Origin of the sequence: Candidatus Magnetominusculus xianensis (assembly GCA_001541255.1) — a bacterium.
Taxonomy (GTDB): Bacteria; Nitrospirota; Thermodesulfovibrionia; order Thermodesulfovibrionales; family Magnetobacteriaceae; genus Magnetominusculus; species Magnetominusculus xianensis.
This window is the reverse complement of sequence record LNQR01000033.1, coordinates 16,832-35,360: the sequence shown is the minus strand read 5'-3', so window position 1 is coordinate 35,360 and position 18,529 is coordinate 16,832. Positions and strand designations below refer to the sequence as shown.

19 protein-coding genes are annotated in these 18,529 nt (G+C 45.4%); 11 read left to right on the top strand and 8 right to left on the bottom strand.

The annotated features are described in order from the left end of the window. Window positions 1-158 precede the first annotated feature (158 nt). The 10 genes from ASN18_RS04930 (at window position 159) to ASN18_RS04885 (ending at window position 9,542) form a co-directional block, all read left to right on the top strand. The gene (locus ASN18_RS04930; RefSeq protein WP_236861526.1) at window positions 159-1,484 is read left to right on the top strand and encodes an HD-GYP domain-containing protein; all 1,326 of its coding nucleotides are present in this window, start codon (window positions 159-161) and stop codon (window positions 1,482-1,484) included. 123 nt (window positions 1,485-1,607) lie between these two features. Continuing rightward, window positions 1,608-1,862, top strand: coding sequence for a hypothetical protein (locus ASN18_RS04925; RefSeq protein WP_085051617.1), 255 nt, complete (start codon window positions 1,608-1,610; stop codon window positions 1,860-1,862). Next, window positions 1,843-2,085 carry a hypothetical protein gene (locus ASN18_RS04920; RefSeq protein WP_085051615.1) on the top strand — a complete coding sequence of 81 codons (243 nt, stop codon included), beginning with the start codon at window positions 1,843-1,845 and terminating at the stop codon, window positions 2,083-2,085. The genes ASN18_RS04925 and ASN18_RS04920 overlap by 20 nt, the downstream gene beginning before the upstream one ends. Window positions 2,086-2,137: 52 nt before the next feature. Then, on the top strand, window positions 2,138-2,605 hold the full coding sequence (locus ASN18_RS04915) for an Lcl C-terminal domain-containing protein (protein WP_236861525.1): 468 nt from the start codon (window positions 2,138-2,140) through the stop codon (window positions 2,603-2,605). An 84-nt stretch (window positions 2,606-2,689) separates the two neighbouring features. Beyond that, a complete protein-coding gene (locus ASN18_RS04910; protein WP_085051612.1) occupies window positions 2,690-3,058 on the top strand; it encodes a hypothetical protein in 369 nt (122 codons plus the stop codon). Window positions 3,059-3,079: 21 nt separating this feature from the next. Further along, the gene (locus ASN18_RS04905) at window positions 3,080-3,331 is read left to right on the top strand and encodes a hypothetical protein (RefSeq protein WP_085051610.1); all 252 of its coding nucleotides are present in this window, start codon (window positions 3,080-3,082) and stop codon (window positions 3,329-3,331) included. A 257-nt stretch (window positions 3,332-3,588) separates the two neighbouring features. Next, complete coding sequence (locus tag ASN18_RS04900; protein ID WP_236861524.1) at window positions 3,589-3,984, top strand: FixH family protein; 396 nt, start codon at window positions 3,589-3,591, stop codon at window positions 3,982-3,984. Next, entirely contained in the window at window positions 3,974-5,239 is a 1,266-nt protein-coding gene (locus ASN18_RS04895; protein ID WP_085051607.1) for a TolC family protein, read from the top strand. Before ASN18_RS04900 ends, ASN18_RS04895 begins: the two co-directional genes overlap by 11 nt. Continuing rightward, window positions 5,236-6,360 (top strand): efflux RND transporter periplasmic adaptor subunit, encoded by a 1,125-nt coding sequence (locus ASN18_RS04890; protein ID WP_085051605.1) that lies wholly within the window; start codon window positions 5,236-5,238, stop codon window positions 6,358-6,360. Before ASN18_RS04895 ends, ASN18_RS04890 begins: the two co-directional genes overlap by 4 nt. Before the next feature lie 8 nt (window positions 6,361-6,368). Continuing rightward, window positions 6,369-9,542, top strand: a complete 3,174-nt coding sequence (locus tag ASN18_RS04885) for an efflux RND transporter permease subunit (RefSeq protein WP_085051603.1) — start codon at window positions 6,369-6,371, stop codon at window positions 9,540-9,542. Window positions 9,543-9,544: 2 nt separating this feature from the next. Here the strand turns inward: ASN18_RS04885 and ASN18_RS04880 are convergent, their stop codons facing one another. The 8 genes from ASN18_RS04880 to ASN18_RS04845 form a co-directional block, all read right to left on the bottom strand. Then, the gene (locus ASN18_RS04880; RefSeq protein WP_085051601.1) at window positions 9,545-10,384 is read right to left on the bottom strand and encodes an RpnC/YadD family protein; all 840 of its coding nucleotides are present in this window, start codon (window positions 10,382-10,384) and stop codon (window positions 9,545-9,547) included. Between the two features lie 124 nt (window positions 10,385-10,508). After that, the gene (locus ASN18_RS04875; RefSeq protein WP_085051599.1) at window positions 10,509-11,270 is read right to left on the bottom strand and encodes a tetratricopeptide repeat protein; all 762 of its coding nucleotides are present in this window, start codon (window positions 11,268-11,270) and stop codon (window positions 10,509-10,511) included. A 26-nt stretch (window positions 11,271-11,296) separates the two neighbouring features. Further along, the gene (locus ASN18_RS04870; protein ID WP_085051597.1) at window positions 11,297-13,147 is read right to left on the bottom strand and encodes a BatD family protein; all 1,851 of its coding nucleotides are present in this window, start codon (window positions 13,145-13,147) and stop codon (window positions 11,297-11,299) included. Continuing rightward, window positions 13,140-13,925 (bottom strand): ABC transporter ATP-binding protein, encoded by a 786-nt coding sequence (locus ASN18_RS04865; protein WP_085051595.1) that lies wholly within the window; start codon window positions 13,923-13,925, stop codon window positions 13,140-13,142. The genes ASN18_RS04870 and ASN18_RS04865 overlap by 8 nt, the downstream gene beginning before the upstream one ends. 1 nt (window position 13,926) lies before the next feature. After that, window positions 13,927-14,733: an MlaE family ABC transporter permease gene (locus ASN18_RS04860; RefSeq protein ID WP_085051589.1), complete on the bottom strand. Its 807-nt coding sequence runs from the start codon at window positions 14,731-14,733 to the stop codon at window positions 13,927-13,929. Next, on the bottom strand, window positions 14,717-15,046 hold the full coding sequence (locus tag ASN18_RS04855; RefSeq protein ID WP_085051588.1) for an STAS domain-containing protein: 330 nt from the start codon (window positions 15,044-15,046) through the stop codon (window positions 14,717-14,719). The genes ASN18_RS04860 and ASN18_RS04855 overlap by 17 nt, the downstream gene beginning before the upstream one ends. Window positions 15,047-15,063: 17 nt before the next feature. Further along, on the bottom strand, window positions 15,064-15,501 hold the full coding sequence (locus ASN18_RS04850) for an ATP-binding protein (protein WP_085051586.1): 438 nt from the start codon (window positions 15,499-15,501) through the stop codon (window positions 15,064-15,066). A 20-nt stretch (window positions 15,502-15,521) separates the two neighbouring features. Continuing rightward, window positions 15,522-16,874, bottom strand: coding sequence for a PP2C family protein-serine/threonine phosphatase (locus ASN18_RS04845; RefSeq protein ID WP_085051584.1), 1,353 nt, complete (start codon window positions 16,872-16,874; stop codon window positions 15,522-15,524). A 423-nt stretch (window positions 16,875-17,297) separates the two neighbouring features. Between ASN18_RS04845 and ASN18_RS04840 the strand changes: the two genes are divergently transcribed. Beyond that, on the top strand, window positions 17,298-18,419 hold the full coding sequence (locus ASN18_RS04840) for a septal ring lytic transglycosylase RlpA family protein (protein ID WP_085051582.1): 1,122 nt from the start codon (window positions 17,298-17,300) through the stop codon (window positions 18,417-18,419). The last annotated feature ends 110 nt before the right edge of the window (window positions 18,420-18,529 follow it).

The window sequence follows — 18,529 nt, the reverse complement described above, 5'->3', positions numbered from 1 at the left end:
GGTTGACCGGCATTGTTGTTATCATTAAATGGTAGAGTAGAGTAAAATAATGAACTATATAGGAGGGTTTCTGAATAGATTGGGGTTGGATTTGTTTGTTATGGCAGGTCAGAAGTTGACCGGTGTCTGGGCTATATGATGGGAATGAGATGTCCACAATGAGACCACTGTTTTCTACGGCTTCTTTACATATGCCATCAAACATACACAAAAAACTGATAATGCGCCTGCTAATAGGCTGGTTTGTTATGTCTATTGTGCTTGGGACGGTGGTATTTTTTGTCAAGCTTGAAGATATTGACGATTTCGTCAGAGAACTTGCCATCGCTGAATCCAAACCTTTGATTGATGATAAAGAGTATTTTTCACTAAATATAACACAACAAGAGCGTGATGAGATGAACAGGAAGCTCTACCATCACATTGAAATGGCTCATTTTGTCATTGTCGAACTATATAATGCCAAACGTGAAGAACTCTACAAGGCATCAACTAAAGACATCGGCGAGATAGAATTGGAAAAGAAACACATCGAATCGAAATATCAGACATATCTGTTTTCTGATAATGTTGCCTATAAAAAGTTTTTCATAGACGGTCGAGTATTTTTAAATTTAGTTGTACCGCTGTTTGACGATGATAACAAAAAATACGGTTATTTCGTGGCTGTGTACCGCGCGGATGACAAGACAATGAAAGCTATAAGAGAGCTGATATTTGGGACTTTATTTATAGTAGTGGCAGCAGTTTTTGCAGCGGCAATAATCTTTTATCCAATAGTCATGGCTATGAACAGGAATTTAATAACACTCAATAAGGATTTAATAAACCTCACTAACGATCTGTCAGACGCTAACATTGGGATACTTGAATCACTGGGCAGCGCTATTGCTAAAAGGGACAGTGATACAAACAGCCATAACTATCGGGTGACAATTTATGCCGTCACGCTTGGAACAGCGTTAGACTTAAAAAATGACGAGATGCGGAGCCTGATAAAAGGCTCATTCCTCCACGATATAGGAAAAATTGCAATTTCGGACAACATCCTGCTGAAACCCGGCAAGCTAACCGAAGAGGAATTTGAGCATATGAAGACACACGTCAGTCACGGCCTGGACATAGTTGGAAAATACTCGTGGCTCAGAGATGCAGGTGATGTTGTGGCTTATCATCACGAGAAATATGATGGAAACGGTTATTTAAGACGCCTTAAGATGGAAGACATCCCATTTAATGCGAGGGTATTTGCGATAGCCGACGTTTTTGACGCCCTCACCTCTAAGCGTCCTTATAAGGAACCGCTCTCTTATGAAAAAACTATTGAGATAATGAAAGAAGACTCAGGGAAACACTTCGACCCCAATCTATTAGAGGTCTTCATGTCCCTGTCAATCGAACTATACGATAAAATAAGCAAAGTTGAAGACGATATTCTTGAGAAAATCATGAACGATATGGTACGTAAGTATTTCGTGTACTAAAATATTAGAAGATGTTGTTGCCGACGCCTGAGATTTAGGGTTTTCATCACCCCTTCATAATTTCTTCACATTGTTCTGATAAAATTAAACAACAAAAATAACAGAGAACTTATAGGAGGGTATGTGAAAAAGACGATGTTGCTTGTGATATTGGTGATTTTATTAATGGCAGGACACAATACTGGCGATGCTTTGGCTATGATGGGAATGAAGTGCCCCCATGACGACCACGATCAGAACAATGATCAGACACATGGAAAAAAACAGACGAAGGACGTGAACCATGATGATACGAGCACTAAAAAAGCTCATGTCCATGGCAACGCTAATAATGCTTCTAGTGAAGGAGGAGTGAACGATGGCGATACTGATAAATAACCAGGTACAACAGGCATATAGCCAAATCCTTACATCAAATGTAGCACAAACTACCGGTACTGGTAATATGATGGGTAGCGGTAGAGGTATGACTGGAGGGGGTATGATGGGAGGTGGCGGTATGATGAGCGGTAACGCTGCCACATCTGCTGTGGTTGTAAACATCTCGGATACAGCACGCAGTACCCTCGCAAACGAGGCTGTTAAAAGTATAATACCCTAATCATGGATTTATGTTGTAACTGTCTGCATATACTGCAAATATGGAGGGTGAAATGAAATCAAAGTATGTTTTGATGGTTGTCTGTGTTTTTTCAGTAATGCTTATCTCGGCGTTTGGTGTTTACGCGCAGGACTCGAGGTTTTCTATCCTTACGAACTTAACCGTAAAAGATGCTAAAACCGGCCTTATTTGGACGAGAAGCGCAGACATAGCCAGCAAGAGTATGACGTGGGTATCTATCGATGCCTTCATAAAGGGTTTAAATAAGCAAAAATATGGGGGCTACACTGATTGGAGACTGCCCGAAGTGCATGAGCTTTTTAGTATAATAGATACAAACTATCACAAGCCCTCCCTTACTCAGGGGCATCCTTTCATAGATGTTAGACACGAATATTGGTCATCCTCTGTTTGTGCCTACAAAAATGACAACGCTTGGGCTGTGAGTGCGAATCACGGCAACGTCACTGTACATGATAAGAACACATCTTTACATGTATGGCCTGTTCGTTCGGAATAAAAATCTACCTTCATAATTAATTCATAATTGAATGATATAATGAATGCAGGTAATGAAACATAAAATAAATAAGGAGGTAAGGAAATGAAGAAACTGGGGCTGCTCGTAGTGGTATTGATGGTAGTTTTGTTCGTGGTAGTCGATGGTAATGCCTTTATGGGTGGAGGCAACAACGGCATGGGTGGCAATGGCATGGGTGGCTACGGCATGGGTGGCTACGGCATGGGTGGCTACGGCATGGGTGGCTACGGCATGGGTGGCAATGGCATGGGTGGCAATGGCATGGGTGGCAATGGCATGGGTGGCTACGGCATGGGTGGCAATGGCATGGGTGGCAATGGCATGGGCAACTACTGCATGGACACTAATGGAATGGGCAACAACGGTCAGGGCGGCTACTGCATGGACACTAATGGAATGGGCAACAATGGCATGGGTAATATAGCTTGGTAATCGCGTAAGGAGGTAAGGAAGATGAAATACACACTATTGTATATATCGATGTTAGTAGTGCTTTCGATTTTCGGAGTTAGCGCCGCAGGAGCGCAGGGTGATGAGAACACAGGGAGATATGGAAATCCTGCCACGGTTGAAAATCTCTCTGACCAGGGAACAGCCGATAAAACTACCGGTGTGAGTGACAAGAAAGAAACCATAACGCCGAAAGTTAACAAAGTCCAGACTACACGACCTGGTGTAAGTAAGTTTGGAGGTAAACATAACTAATGACGAAAGGGGCTGTTTTTAACTTGCAATTGCCGATAACAAAAGAGGCAATTGCAAGTTAAGGCAAAGAAAACGTGGCAAATGGCGAGTTGTTCAGATTGACAGATAACTAAACTATGCTTGTAATAAATTAATAGGATACAGTATTATGTGTTTTTGTAGCAATGTGAAACAGTCTCCTTTAGGGGACTGAAAGAAAAGGGGTGAAGCTCCCCATGCGCAAGCCCATGTGCAAAATTGTTATCAGGAGGAAAGACATGAAAAAAAAGATGTTAGTGTTGTTGATAGCTGTTGTTGTGTTGACGGCTGGTGTGGTTTACGCTAAGGACATGCAGATGCAGAAGAAGGCAGGGGAATATACCGTTCAATTAAAACTTGACAAGAAAAGCCCCGTTGTCGGTGATAACGCTGCTCAAATTGAAGTAACAGATGCCTCGGGCAGACTCGTAACAGACGCAAAGGTTAAGCTCGATTACTCCATGCCAGCGATGCCGGGGATGCCTGCTATGAACTATACGGCTGACATCACTCAAACCGGCGAGGTCTATCACGCGGTATTAAACCTCTCGATGGCCGGTTCGTGGAATATCGACGTTAAGGTTACTCACAATAAAAAGACCATCTCAGCGAAGTTTACTATCGATGCGAAATAAAGCAGCTTCAATATTGCTTATGATGACAGTCTTTGTCTCAGCCGTTGGGATGAAAAATGCCTCGGCTGATGACCTTGACCTTGATAAATTAATCGTAGAGGCCGTCACGGGAAATCACGAAGTCATTGCTGCCGAATCGAAGGCCGCTACCTCGGAGTTTAGAATCCCGCAGGCCGCAAGCCCCCCAGACCCTATGTTTACTATTGGATATCAAAATGAGGGATTCCAACAATATACGTTTGGTCAGGAACAGGGGGCACAGTGGATTGTTGGCCTAACGCAGACATTCCCATTCCCCGGCAAACTTGCCCTCAAAGAGCAGGCGGCGGCTAAAGAGACAGATTCCCTTAGGGCAATAGTTGAGGATGTGCGCCTAAAGACCGTTGCCCGTGTGAAGGAACTGTACTTTGACCTCCTCTTGTCGCACAAGACGATTGAAATAATCAAAGAACGGGCAGCGTTGTTTGAGGCATTTACCGACGCTGCCCTTGCCCGCTACTCCTCCGGCATGGCCCAGCAGGAAGACGTCCTCATGGCCCAAAAAGAAAAATACATGCTCATAGAAAAAGAAGAGATAGAAAAACAAAAGATTCAGACACTCTCCGGAGATTTGAACACCACACTTGGGCGCGACGTCAACTCACCGCTGGGCAGGCCGTCACTCCGCCCAAAGACGCCATATACTATGACACTTGAAGGGACAATCAGACGTGCTTATGAGGCGTCCCCTGCGATTAGGGCGAAGGAGGAACTGCTTGCACAGGCGAAGATAAAAATCGATTCGGCCAAAAAGGATTTTTATCCAGATATTGCCATTAATGCGGGATATTACCAAAGGAGCGGGGATTTTAAGGACATGTGGAGCCTAACTGCCTCATTCCCAATCCCTATATTCTATAAGGGTAAGCAAAATATGGCGGTCAGTGAGGCCGCCTCGATGGCTACTGAGGCAATTCACGAGCTTGACAGCGCTAAGGCGATGCGTGCTGCATCAGTACGGGAAAACTACACGCTGATTCAATCGTCCGAAAAGCTGATGGGCTTGTACAAGGATGCCCTGATTCCGCGCATGTGGCAGGACTACGAACTTGCCGTCACAGGCTATATAAACGGCAAGGTCGATGCCCTTACCGTTGTGACCAGACTAAAATCGCTCCTTGACTATGAACTTGAGTACTGGGGCCAGTACACGGCAAGAGAAAAGGCCGTGGCGCGTCTTGAGGCTTTAACAGCGCCAAGCGTGAAGGGGGAATGATGGCGAAAGGTTGTTATATCACAGCATTTATAATTCTATTATTTGGCACTGCGCTTTTTGCCGAAGAGCCAAAGACCGTAGAAATCCCTGTTGAAAAACAGCGGCAAATCGGCCTCAAAACAGTTGTCGTAGAAATGAAACCCACCATAAAGACAATAAGAACTGTGGGGCGGATTGAACTTGACGAAAAACGCCAGGCCACTGTCAACACAAAAATCGACGGCTGGATAGAACGCCTGTATGTCGATTACACCGGCAGATATGTCAAAAAAGGCGAGGCGATTGCTGAAATCTACAGCCCTGAACTCATGGCAACTCAGCAGGAATACCTAAATCTGATAAAATGGACAAAACGCTATAACACCGCCAAAACACCATCAGTCACCGACACACCGGACGACATTAGCAGTTCACTTAACGCCGCGCTCACAGATGATGCCCTTGCAATTGTCGAGGCCGCCCGCACACGCCTCAAGCGCTGGGACATCACAGACAAAGAGATACAACGCATTGAACAGACGGGTAAGCCAATCAGAACCCTTACGCTCTACAGCCCGGCAAGCGGCTACGTGACAGAGAAAAAGGCAGTTGCGGGGGCGCGCGTGGCGGCGGGTGAGAAACTCTTTGATGTTGCCGATTTGTCAACCCTGTGGGTCATTGCCGACATATATGAAAATGAGCTGCCTATGATTAAACTGGGGCAGTCTGCCGCCATCACATTGAGTTACTATCCAGATATGAAATTATCTGCTAAGATTGACTATATCTATCCAGGCATTGCAGCAGATACGAGGACAGTAAAGGTGCGCTTTAGTGTGCCAAATCAAAATGGCCGCCTGCTTCCTCAGATGTTTACAAACGTTGAGCTCCAGGTAAATCTGGGAAACAGACTCGTTGTCCCGCGCGATGCGATAATTGACACAGGGAAGACTCAGGTCGTATATGTAGATGCAGGAGAGGGGCTTTTTGAGCCGCGGGTGATCACCGTTGGCCTTAACACGGGCGATATGGTGGAGGTTACGCGCGGCCTGAAGGACAAGGAAAAAGTTGTGGCGGCAGCCTCGTTTCTCATAGACTCAGAGGCCAAACTCAAGGGCATTGCCCCTGGGCCTCAGAAGTAATAATCATTATGATAGCTAAACTGATAGCCTATAGCGCTCGAAACAGGTTTATTGTTGTATTGCTTGTTGCGTTTTTATTTCTCTGGGGGCTGTGGGCGCTAAAGAAGACACCGCTTGACGCTATCCCTGACCTAAGCGACACCCAAGTAATTATTTACACACAGTGGAATGGCCGCGCCCCAGATTTAATAGAAGACCAGATAACATATCCGATAACGGCAACTCTGCTTGCCGCCCCGAAGGTAAAGGCTGTCAGGGGGTTTTCATTTTTCGGCACATCGTTTATCTATGTGATATTTGAAGAGGGGACAGACATATACTGGGCAAGGAGCCGCGTTCTGGAATATCTTCAGGGCGTAAAAGCCAAGATTCCGGCAGATGTCAATCCCGTATTAGGCCCTGATGCAACGGGGCTTGGCTGGGGTTTTGAATACGCAGTTGTTGATGAGACCGGCGGGCATGATTTGTCTGAGACGAGGACGCTTCAGGATTATAATCTGAAACTTGCATTAGAGAGTGTCCCCGGCGTGTCAGAAGTTGCAAGCATCGGCGGCTTTGTAAAGCAATACCAGATTAACATTGACCCTAACCGCCTTGCGGCATATAACATACCAATAACAAAGGTGCTTGAGGCGGTCAAAAAGAGCAACCGCGACGTAGAGGGGCGCGTACTGGAGTTCTCCGGCACTGAGTACATGGTGAGGGGCAGGGGGTATATCAAAAATGTTGGGGATATTGAGGCAATCCCGGTTGGGACAAACGGCGCGGGTACGCCCATATTCATAAAGGACATAGCACAGGTTCGGCTTGGCCCGGAGATAAGGCGCGGCATCGCTGACCTTGATGGAAGAGGCGAGGTTGCAGGTGGTATTGTTGTTGTGCGCTTTGGTGAAAATGTCCTTGATGTTATCGAACGGGTCAAGGCTAAGATAAAAAACGACATAGAGCCAAGCCTCCCAAAAGGTGTGAAGATAGTGACCACATACGACAGGTCTGACCTGATAGGCAAGGCAATCGATACGTTAAAAGACGAGATAATAAAACTTTCTATTGCCGTGAGCGTCGTGTGTGTGGTGTTTTTATTTCACCTGCCAAGCGCGCTGGTGGTAATATTGACGCTACCGATAGCCATAGTAATGTCTTTTATATGTATGTACTATCTGGGCGTAACGTCCAACATAATGAGCCTGAGCGGGATTGCGATAGCGATTGGGGCGATGGTCGATGCGTCGATAATCATGGTAGAGCAGGCACACACTAAACTTGAACAGTGGGAGCATGACGGGCGCCCTGGAAGCAGAGTTGATGTTGTGATAGAAGCAGCTCAGGAGGTAGGGCCGTCTCTGTTCTTTTCGCTGCTTGTGATAACCGTTGGATTCCTGCCCGTGTTTACGCTGCAGGAGCAGGCGGGCAGATTATTCAAGCCGCTTGCCTATACGAAGACATTTGCCATGCTGTTTTCGTCATTCCTTGCCGTAACGATAACACCGGTGCTGATGACGATGTTTATCAGGGGGAAGATAATCCCGGAGGAGAGAAACCCGGTAAGCAAGGTGCTGCATTTTCTCTATGAACCGGTAGCAAGGCTGTCGCTGCGGCTCAGGTGGATTGTCATTATACTAGCTCTTATAATAATGGGTGCAACTGTGTATCCATACAAGAAACTTGGGACAGAATTTATGCCGCCGCTCTATGAGGGGACGCTGTTTTATATGCCGGTGACAGTACCGGGGGCGTCTGTCTCTGAGGCTGGGAAATTATTGCAAATGCAGGATGAGATATTAAAAACAATCCCCGAAGTGGCGCAGGTATTTGGCAAGGCGGGCAGGGCGGAGACTGCCACTGACCCCGCCCCGATAGAGATGTTTGAGACGATTGTTAATCTGAAACCTGAGTCTCAGTGGCGAAAGGGCTTGACGGTTGAGGACTTAAAAAACGAGATGAACGATGCGTTGTCGATTCCCGGAGTTGCGAATTCCTTTACGATGCCGATAAAGGCTCGCATAGATATGTTGTCAACAGGGATAAGGACGCCGGTTGGGATAAAGATACTTGGTCCCAAACTCGAAGAGATTGAGCGAATCGGGATAGAAATTGAAAATGCTGTGAAGACAATCCCCGGCACGAGGAGCGCATATGCCGAGCGTGTAATGACGGGATATTTTCTGGATTTCGAGGTCAAGAGGAAAGAGGCAGCCCGTTATGGCCTGACTGTGGATGATGTTCAGGAGGTAATACAGTCTGCCGTTGGGGGTATGAACCTGACTACGACAGTTGAGGGAAGGCAGAGATTCCCAGTAAACGTGAGATACTTAAGGGATTTAAGGGGTAATATAGACGACTTAAAGCGGGTGCTTGTGCCGATTATGTCGTCGAATCCAAAGGCAGTAAATTCAACGTCTTCGTCGATGTCTGTGCCTGCTCAGCTACCCCAGATTCCTATTTCTGAGATAGCCGACATAAAGATTACACACGGCCCCACTGCGATAAAAAGCGAAGAGGGTTTATTAACTGCATATGTCTATATAGATTTCTCTGGCAGGGATGTGGGGAGTTACGTTGAGGAGGCGAAACGCAGGGTTTCAGAGCTGATAAAAATCCCATCGGGCTATCGACTGAAGTGGAGCGGTGAGTATGAATACATAGTGGAGACGCACAAGCGGCTCAAGCTGGTGATTCCGTTGACGGTATTTGTGATATTCGTACTGGTGTATATCAACACGCAATCGGCGGTAAAAACGGCGATAGTGTTGTTGGCCGTGCCATTTTCTCTGGTCGGGTCGTTCTGGATTTTATATCTGTTGAATTACAACATGAGCATAGCGGTGTGGGTGGGGATGATAGCCCTTGCGGGGCTGGATGCCGAGACGGGAGTAGTGATGCTGTTATATCTTGAACTGTCCTATGACAAGTGGAGAAAAGAGGGCCGACTGAATTCATACGCGGACTTAAAAGAGGCAGTGATGCACGGCGCTGTCAAACGAATCAGACCAAAGATAATGACAGTAAGCGTGATATTAGCGGGATTAATTCCGGTGATGTTTTCCTCCGGGGCAGGCTCAGACGTAATGAAAAGAATAGCAGCCCCGATGGTTGGCGGCGTTGTAACATCGACAATACTTGAGTTGATTATCTATCCGGCGATATATATTATCTGGAAGGGGCGCGGGCTGAAGCGGTAGTGCTAAACACCGCTTGTTTCAAAAAACCCCTTCAGCTCATCCACAGTCTTCGCCTTCTTAATAAGATTCTTGAACGCCTCCAATTTATCTATTGTAGTGACACCCCTGACCAGAGGCATCAGCTCAAGACCGGCAGCGCCATATTTGAGTTCAAGTCCTAATTCGATTCCCTCAAACAGCCCCTCGCGTTTCCCCTCAGATAAGCCTTCACGCTTTCCATCTTTTAAACCTTCTTTAAAAAGCCAGGTCTTTCTTGCATCAATTGTTATAGGCATTTTTTCTACCTCCTCATAAATTTTCTTTGACAATTTGCGTAAATCTGCCAGATTCAACAGTTTGATTATGTAATCGTTCATGGTTTTTGGTGGCAGCACCGACAGTTTCTCTAAAATCTGAGCGATTACGGAGTCCATGTCATCTGAGCTACATAAAAGCGATAGTACAGCATCCTCCGGTTTATCGCTCTTTAATAAATCTGAGCAATTGATGTCGCGAATATTGAGTATCTCATAGGAATACGGCCCGATTGCATTTTTCATTTGATGAGGTTTTCTACCGACATACAGGACAATCTGTCTGGGCAGCCTGTCATGCTGGTTGAAAATCAATGCCCAATAGAGACACATCCGCTTTAACATGGTTGGGTCTGAAGTACTCTGAATCTCGATATGCAAAATGCTGCCATCAGGCAGCTCGATAATCAAATCAGGCTTACGGTATTGAATATCAACAAGCGTCACATCAAGAAACCTACCAGTCTCAAATCCGGTAAGAATCTTAAGAAACGCAGTCGGAATATCTTTCAGCAGCTTTTTTAGAGTTATATCATATTTTTGACGCATTGATACCTCAACGTGTACACTGGTAGGATAACACAAACTGAGGGAAATGTTCTCGATTGGGTTTTTTTCACAGTAGCAGCATAGAGATTTTCGGTGTTGCACTTAACATAGCATATATCAGGCCCTAAATCAGGCCAATGTTGTTTTTTGTAATCCATCCGGCCTTGCCATCCGGCCTTTTAATCTTATACCAGTCCGTTTCTACGGCGATTACCTCTACCTTCATCCCTTCGTAGAGCGTGAAAAATACCGTTGCCTTGTCAAATGGCTCGTATCTGACCTCCACTTTTTCTACCAGAACTACGGACTGCCCCGAACTCAGCCGTTGATATAAGACATATGACGATATAAGTAATAATACTGCGGCTGCTGATATTACAATGGTAGAATATTTTTTCTTTATCCATTCAACAAATAGTCCGGCTGTGAGAACTGCAAATATCATCACATATAAAAACACCAATAATACTGTAAGGGCACCGGTTGTAAGCGGGTTATATATCTTGTCCAACTGGCGGTTTAACCACGACCTTGAGTCAGTACTCTGCCGGTTTTTTATCAGTGATTCGGCATACTCGTAATTTGCCCTGAGGTCGTTATCTGCCGGTATCAGTCTCTTTGCCTTTTCATAATATAACATCGCATAGCCGATGTTGTTCTTTTTTAAATAACAGTTGCCAATATTATAGTACAGGTTGCCGCTTTCATAGCCCTCTTGTATTGGCTTATTGTATTCCTTTATGGCCTCGTCGTATTTACCTTGTGTATAAAATGCCGCTGCCTTTTTAAACACGTCTGCTGCCGCTGTATCGGCCCCCGCAAGCGCCGGAGAGGTGAGGGCGGCAAAAACAATTATTGTCATGAATATCTTAATTATCGGGATCATCTTTCATATCCTGAACCGGCCTCATTTTAAAACCGTGTGCCTTCCATTTTGTCAATAAAATCCTCTATCTGTTGGTAGGTTTTCTGCATCTCCGCCTTACCAAGTCCGCCGCGGGCGTATCTTGTCATGTCGCACGCCTTAAATATCTCTTTCAGCGTCTGTGTCTCAAGGCCCTTTTGTTCGAGCAGTGAGAATATCGTATCATTCATTATCTCACCCGGCGGCATATGAAGCTTATCTCCCAGGTAATCAAAAATGGTTTTATGTACGGCGTCGTAGAATTCCTGTTCACTTCCCGTCTCAAGTAAAGCGGAAGCTGTCTTTAACCCCAGCTTTGCCTTTTTCGGTGCCCTTAGCCCTCTGGCGTATTTAACATCACGGCGCAGGCGGCTGATTCTCCTTGCATGTATGACCGCTCCTATATATACCATCGGCGGTATCAGCAGAAAGGCCAGAAACATAGGATATGGCATTTGCTGCCAGTTTGATATTTTTGATATTCTGGTAACTTTGCCCGGCCTTTCCTTTATGAACACTACATCTTTCCCAAGTATTTCTACTGGTTTAGTTTCCCCTGGGGATTGGGGCGGGCCTGATATCTTTGCCATGCCGACTGTGCCTGCCCCGGTTACTGTTACCGGAAACGGCCCTTTTTTTACTGTCTGATAGGACTTCTTGTCCGGGTCAAAAAATGAAAAAACTATCTCAGGTATCGCCTGAACTGAGTTGCTTAGTGGTATGACGGCCTGCTCGAAGGTCTTCGATATGTGTTTATCCTGTTTAATCTGTGGGTCGTAGTATTTGAGTGATGCGGTAGTATCATCTTTATCAGGTACTGTGACGGTGTTGAAATTTCCCTTTCCGGTAACAGTCATTTTTAGAGTAACCGGGTCACCGGTTTTTACTTCGGCGGGTTCAGCAGCCGCACTTAACTCGAATGAGCCGATTGCGCCTTTAAAACCCTTTGGTTTTCCCTCATCAGGCAGCGGCATGACCTTTATTGCAGTAGTTTCGGACTTCAGTTCGATGGCCTCAGCCCTGGCCGAATCAAAGAAATTATTAAAGAAGTCATCGTCAAATGCCCCGCGCGGGAAATTGCCACGGCTTGCCTTAACCAATATGCTGCACTTTAATGTAGCCGGTCCAAGTTTTAACGAATTTGCAGACGTAGGTGAGAAGGCCGCAGCCGTAAACTCAACCGTGTCATAAGTCAGCCCGTTTATGGTCTCTTTGGACTGAACTGGTTTGTCGAAATTGCTTACCGAAAGCCCGCTGTCTGCTATCAGTGGAAAGCTCACCTCGCGCACACTAATATCCCTGATGTAGAGTTTTACCCTGACAGTAAATATTTCGTTTACATAGACTGTCGGCTTTGACGGCTTCAGGGTCAAAAACACCCTGTCATTTATACCCTTTGGAGAATCTTTCGATGGGGTCTGCTGCCCATGAGATGCTGGCGGCGGTGGATTAGGTGGAGCCCCTGAAGTGTCAACTACAGAGAGCATTAGCTCGTTCGACGTATATGTCTTTCCGTTGTACTGATGCGTAAGCGGCCCGATCTTAAAATCGCCTGTTTTCATAGGCACGATAAAATAATTATAGATGACTGCGCTTGAAGCCGAACCGTTTATTATAGACATCCTTGAAGCCGAGCCACCGTAATTGACAGAGAAGCCATCAAGCTGCGGGGTAGGGGGTTGAGGGGCTCCCCTGTCACCATGAAATATCAGGCTTAACTGTGCTCCTTCACCAATGGATAGATTAGTCTTGCTGAGTGCTATCTCGAATTTCACTCCCGAAGCCCACGCAGCCGAGGCTATTACTAATATCAACAACACTGCGCTTATTCGATACACACGCAACATATACTCAAGCACCGGTTATTATCTTAAAATAATTGTCCGGAGAGTAGGACTCCTCCTCTGGCCTCCTTTCGAGAAATGTCCGAACTATGGTTTTGTCAGATTTTTTAAATTCATCCAGTGTTCCCACAAAGGCCACTTCACCCTTGTCGAGCATTATCACATAGTCGGCTATCTTAAAAATACTTGGCAGTTCGTGTGTTACCACAACGACTGTCATCTTAAACACCTGATGAAGCCTCAGGATGAGTTCATCGAGGCCGGCTGCTGTGACGGGGTCAAGGCCGGCAGAGGGTTCATCGAAATATAGTATAACAGGGTCCATTGCCATTGCCCGTGCAATGCCCGCCCTTTTTTTCATCCCGCCGGACAGTTGTGCCGGATAAAAATCGCCAAACCCGGAAAGCCCCACAAGGTCAAGCTTCATTCTTACAATTATATCTATGACAGAGCCTTTGAGTCTGGTATGTTCTCTCAACGGCAGGGCTACATTTTCAGCAAGGGTCATGGAATTAAGCAGCGCTGCGCCCTGAAACAAAACACCCATCTTTTTTCTGTATTCATCGAGGCTCGTGTCGTCCATTGTCGCGATGTCCTTGCCATGAATGTGAATGCTGCCGCTTGCCGGTCTTAAAAGGCCGATTAGGTGTTTTAATGTTGTGGTCTTACCGCAGCCGCTCCCTCCGACTATTACAGTGGTCATGCCAGTGGGGATGGAGAAGGAAATTCCCTTGAGAATCTTTCTCTCACCGTAATATGTTACCAAGTCCAAGACTTCTATCGCGCTTTCCATTTTATGTGAAGTAGTAAAAAAGGGCTGTAAAAAATAAATCGAAAGCTATTACCATAAAAATAGATGTTACGACAGAGGCAGTCGTCCGCCTTCCAACCTCCTCAGCCCCGGCGTTTACCTGAAACCCCTGATATGCCCCTGTTATTGTAATTACCACACTAAATGCCCATGCCTTGACAAGTCCTGTAACGAGGTCATTTACTTGCAGTGCATTGATTGTTTGGTTTATATAACTGGCCGAATTGACATCCAGCAAAGTTACTGCCAGGGCAAACCCGCCAAATATGCCGACTACATCGAAAAATGTCGTAAGCGCTGGCTGCATCAGCATCAGAGCTATAAGTTTTGGCACTACGAGAAACCTGACAGGGTGGATTCCCATACTGAGCAGTGCATCGACTTCCTCCTGCGCCCTCATCGAACCGATTTCGGCGGCAAAGGCCGACCCGCTCCTTCCGGCTATTATAATTGCAGTGATTATCGGGCCAAGCTCTCTGGTTATAGCTACCCCGACAAGGTTGGCTACATATAACATTGCGCCAAATTTCTTTAATTGGTAGGCCGACTGAAGCGCCAATATCGCACCGACAAAAAATGCTATCACTACTACTACTAACACGGAGTCATAGCCTGTTTTTACCATCTCTGATATTGCAGCACGTACACGCGGTGGCTTTCCCCGGAGCGGCGATACGATTGTCCAGTAAAAGACCTCGTTTATAAGGACTGCAACCTTGTGCAGGTCTTTTGTCAGAGATAGGGTCTTTCTGCCAGCCGCACCTAAGACGTTTTCAACTATTTGCGGCATCTTCTATGCTTCCATATATATTGAAGACCTTGTCGAGTTTTGAAAAATTAAATATCTCCATCACCCTATCGGGTACCTGGGCCATTTTAAACTTACCCTTGTAGGCAAGCATCTTCTTAAGTGCCTCTACAAAAGTGGCGATGCCGGAGCTGTCAATGTATTTGACGTCTTTGAGATTTACTATTACAGTAGCCGCTTTTTTTTTCACAAGCGCCAATAGCGTATCCCTCAGCTCTGGAGAGGAGTACATGTCTATCTCACCGGCAATTGATATCACAGTGTAATCTGAATGTGCTGCTGTTTCAATTTTCATATAAAATCCTCACAACCTCATTTCTGTTTTGAAATAACCGCCTCGTCTGTATTTTTATATCTGGTCAAAAGCAGCCTGTTGCCGTTTCTCTTTTTCTTGTCGAAGACAACGGCATTAAATGCCTTTTTGATGAAGTGAATGCCAAGACCGCCAGGCTTTACCTCGTCCAGTTCCCTGATCTTTATGTCCTCTAGTTTAGCCTTAGAGCCTGAGTCTTCGATTGTGACTTGAAAACTGTTTTGCGTGTCATCGAATTTCACCGTGATTTTCCTTGTGCAATCGCATTTATACGCGTACTTTATCACATTGGAACATGCCTCATCGACGGCATGTTTTATGTCCTCGGCCTCTGTAGTGCCCAATCCGCTAATCTCAGCCGCCAGGAGCGCCGCCGCCCGAACAACCGACAGATACTTCGGATGTGACGGTATGGTTATGACTATCGGATTATTCATCTAATCTCGCAAGTATATTGTCATTTCCATTTCAACTCGACCAGCGTAATATCGTCCGATGTCTCCGCACCATTGGAAAAATCGTGCAGGTAATCTACGATGGCCTGAACAAGTGACTCCTTTTCCCGATGTTCTTTTACATATGCTACGAGGCGCCCGAAGCCAAGCCTCTCGCCAATCTTATTTTTTGCATCAAATACCCCGTCAGTGAGGATTAACAGCCTGTCGCCGCTTTGTAGTGTGAACCCTGACGATGTGTACTCATATTGAATTATGCCAAGCGGCGGGCCTGAGGGTATATCCATTATCTTTACACCAGAGTTCGATATCCACAAAAATGGCGGATGCCCTGCCGCACTTACAGTGAACTGTCCTGTATTGACATCGACAATAAAGTATGCAGCCGTAAGGAACATCCCCATAGGGCTGTTTGACAGCCCCACGTTGAGGCGGTTAAAGACCACCTCCGGGTACTCTATTGTCTTTGATTTGTATCTGAAGTCGCTGATAATCTTTGCCATATATAATGCAGCCGAAATGCCTTTGCCTGAGACATCACCAACCAGCACCCCGATTGAGCCGTTTACGGGTTCGATGAAATCATAAATGTCGCCGCCGATTTTCTCAGCCGGTATGTTTGCAGCCGAGACATGCAGATTCCCCTTTGTAAATGCAGGGTTCTCAGGGAGGAAACTTTTTTGCAGCACAGATGCAATTTCAAGTCCTTGCCGAAACTTTTCCATCTGTACTGATTCGGTGTGAAAGCGGGAGTTTTCTATTGCTGCTGATATCTGGACGCAGAATGTTTGGAATATTCCGGCATCATAGTCTGAGAAATGGCTCTTGTCCTTTGGGTTTATAATCATGGCCACGCCCAAAAGCCCACGGCGTCCAACCAGAGGCACAGCTATCAGACTTTTAGTCTTAAAATTGTTCAGCTCGTCGGCCTCGCGGTAGAATCGTTCATCGAGATACACGTCTTCTATGATGACCGGTTCAAGGTGTTCAGCAACCCAGCCTGCTATGCCCTGTCCCATATCAAGGGTAACTCTTTCTTTTAACAAGAGATTTGAAGTCACGCGCTCCCCGGTGATAGCAAACTCGAAAAAGAGCTTATTTGATTCCTTGTCGTACTGCAGGATGGAGCAGGCCTCGGCCTGCATGATGTGTTTAGCCTTTTCCATGATAAGGGAAATCAGCTTGCTGTAGTCGAGGGTTGAGGAGATGATAGAGGATACTTCGATAATGGTCTCAAGGTCTTCTACCTTTTTTTCGATGTTTCTGAGATAGACGGCAGAGACCGCGACCTTATCCTTGTCTTTATCCTTATCTTTCTTTGGCGGCACCGATTTGTTTTTTATATTATTTTTCATAGATTGGTAATTCTAACATTTCGACGCCGAAATCACAACTACTGTATGACAAACTATTTGGCGGTTAGTTTACAGATTGAGCTGCGAGTCAATACTATGTTCCATGAAGACCTGTCCCTGCCATCTTTTACGAAAAACAACTTGCAAATCAGGACAAACGCCTTAAGCATTTCTATGTTTAACAGTTGAGTGTAATGCTCAAGAGCCAGCAGATTCAAATATTTATAACTACACAGTCAGGAATGACTAGGGCGTGTCAGAGAAAAGACTGCCGCACAATAAAACAATTATGATAAATATTTACACGCGACAAAAATAATTGTTGATAAATAATAAAATTTGTGTTATCATTAAAAATGAACTGCTATATTCATAGCAGAATCCTGTCGTAAAACCCAACTATTTTTAAGGAGGATACTTTAAATGAAAGGTGATTGTTATCTGAAAGACCCAGAGACGGGGAAGTTTATGGGAAGCAAGCCTGGGTGTTCGTATGGCGGCGGTGAGGTATCAGATGAGTTATCGCAGCGGGTTGAAAGGGAAAAAGGCGTTATAAAACAGAGAGTTGACGCTGTAGCAGCATTAGGGAATCTGAAGCCGCAAGACAGTGAGTTAAAGGACAAGGCAGAGCGGTTAGCCCGTGAAGTCAATAGGGGTGACCTTAGTTTTCAGGAGGGGCTTTATCAACTGTCCAAAGGAAACGCACCGTTTAATCGTTACGCAAAGGCAGTCGAACTTTTAGACAGAGACCCCAAGTATTGGAGAGACATCGCCAAAAAAGGCGGCTCAGATGAAGTGGATACGCTGCTGGGCAGTTTTGTCGGCGTACCAGTAACAGGTGTTGCCGACTATGCGCTGAATGTTTCTAAGGCTAAATCGGGGGTGCAGCAGATCATAGATAAAAAATCTCAGAAGTCACCACCCCATTTAGATAGTAACAAGGTTTATAAAACAGAAAAGGAGTGGCTTGATAACATCAGGAATAATGCCACTAATTTTAAGAAGCTAAATAAAGAGGGTAGATTTAATAATACAGACAAATTTACCCAATGTAGTGGCGATACATGCAAGACACAAGCTTCTGTTTATGGGAACAAGTGGCATAATAAACAAACTGCAAACGGCGAAATCTTTGATAAGAATAAATTTACTGCAGCGATGCAGCGATTTTATACAGGAGGTTCTTATAAAGATGTATATGCCGAGGTTACTAACACAGCAAATGGGAAGACTGTTATAGTCAAAATCAATGATAGCGGACCATATGTGACGGCAAAAGTTGCAGGTCAACTCGTACCAATGCCTGATCCAACAAGAGGCATTGACCTCTCGCCTGCGGCATATGGTGAAATAGCAGATAAAATGGGTGCAGGTCTCCTAAATGTTAAGGTTACATTCTTATCTGCTGAAGATGGTCAGCGTAAATATAAAGAACAAAACGAAGCCGCTGAAAAGCGTAGACCGGGAATTGAACAAAAAGCGCATGACGCACTGTGTGCGAATGATGAAGAATTCAGAAACGACAAAAATAATAACTGCCGATAGATAGTTTCTATCCGCAGTTATTATGATCTATGAGAGGAGTTTGAACATACTCCTCTCATTTTTTTTAGAAGAACATGCTTGACAATTATATGTACGTATGTTTAAAGTAG

What these genes read in the sequence shown, in the direction of transcription:
- ASN18_RS04930 (WP_236861526.1), top strand. Translation starts at nt 159, where the DNA reads ATGAGACCACTGTTTTCTACGGCTTCTTTACATATGCCATCAAACATA.
- ASN18_RS04920 (WP_085051615.1), top strand. Translation starts at nt 1,843, where the DNA reads ATGGCGATACTGATAAATAACCAGGTACAACAGGCATATAGCCAAATC.
- ASN18_RS04915 (WP_236861525.1), top strand. Translation starts at nt 2,138, where the DNA reads ATGAAATCAAAGTATGTTTTGATGGTTGTCTGTGTTTTTTCAGTAATG.
- ASN18_RS04910 (WP_085051612.1), top strand. Translation starts at nt 2,690, where the DNA reads ATGAAGAAACTGGGGCTGCTCGTAGTGGTATTGATGGTAGTTTTGTTC.
- ASN18_RS04905 (WP_085051610.1), top strand. Translation starts at nt 3,080, where the DNA reads ATGAAATACACACTATTGTATATATCGATGTTAGTAGTGCTTTCGATT.
- ASN18_RS04900 (WP_236861524.1), top strand. Translation starts at nt 3,589, where the DNA reads ATGAAAAAAAAGATGTTAGTGTTGTTGATAGCTGTTGTTGTGTTGACG.
- ASN18_RS04895 (WP_085051607.1), top strand. Translation starts at nt 3,974, where the DNA reads ATGCGAAATAAAGCAGCTTCAATATTGCTTATGATGACAGTCTTTGTC.
- ASN18_RS04890 (WP_085051605.1), top strand. Translation starts at nt 5,236, where the DNA reads ATGATGGCGAAAGGTTGTTATATCACAGCATTTATAATTCTATTATTT.
- ASN18_RS04885 (WP_085051603.1), top strand. Translation starts at nt 6,369, where the DNA reads ATGATAGCTAAACTGATAGCCTATAGCGCTCGAAACAGGTTTATTGTT.
- ASN18_RS04880 (WP_085051601.1), bottom strand. Translation starts at nt 10,384, where the DNA reads ATGCGTCAAAAATATGATATAACTCTAAAAAAGCTGCTGAAAGATATT.
- ASN18_RS04875 (WP_085051599.1), bottom strand. Translation starts at nt 11,270, where the DNA reads ATGATCCCGATAATTAAGATATTCATGACAATAATTGTTTTTGCCGCC.
- ASN18_RS04865 (WP_085051595.1), bottom strand. Translation starts at nt 13,925, where the DNA reads ATGGAAAGCGCGATAGAAGTCTTGGACTTGGTAACATATTACGGTGAG.
- ASN18_RS04860 (WP_085051589.1), bottom strand. Translation starts at nt 14,733, where the DNA reads ATGCCGCAAATAGTTGAAAACGTCTTAGGTGCGGCTGGCAGAAAGACC.
- ASN18_RS04855 (WP_085051588.1), bottom strand. Translation starts at nt 15,046, where the DNA reads ATGAAAATTGAAACAGCAGCACATTCAGATTACACTGTGATATCAATT.
- ASN18_RS04850 (WP_085051586.1), bottom strand. Translation starts at nt 15,501, where the DNA reads ATGAATAATCCGATAGTCATAACCATACCGTCACATCCGAAGTATCTG.
- ASN18_RS04845 (WP_085051584.1), bottom strand. Translation starts at nt 16,874, where the DNA reads ATGAAAAATAATATAAAAAACAAATCGGTGCCGCCAAAGAAAGATAAG.
- ASN18_RS04840 (WP_085051582.1), top strand. Translation starts at nt 17,298, where the DNA reads ATGAAAGGTGATTGTTATCTGAAAGACCCAGAGACGGGGAAGTTTATG.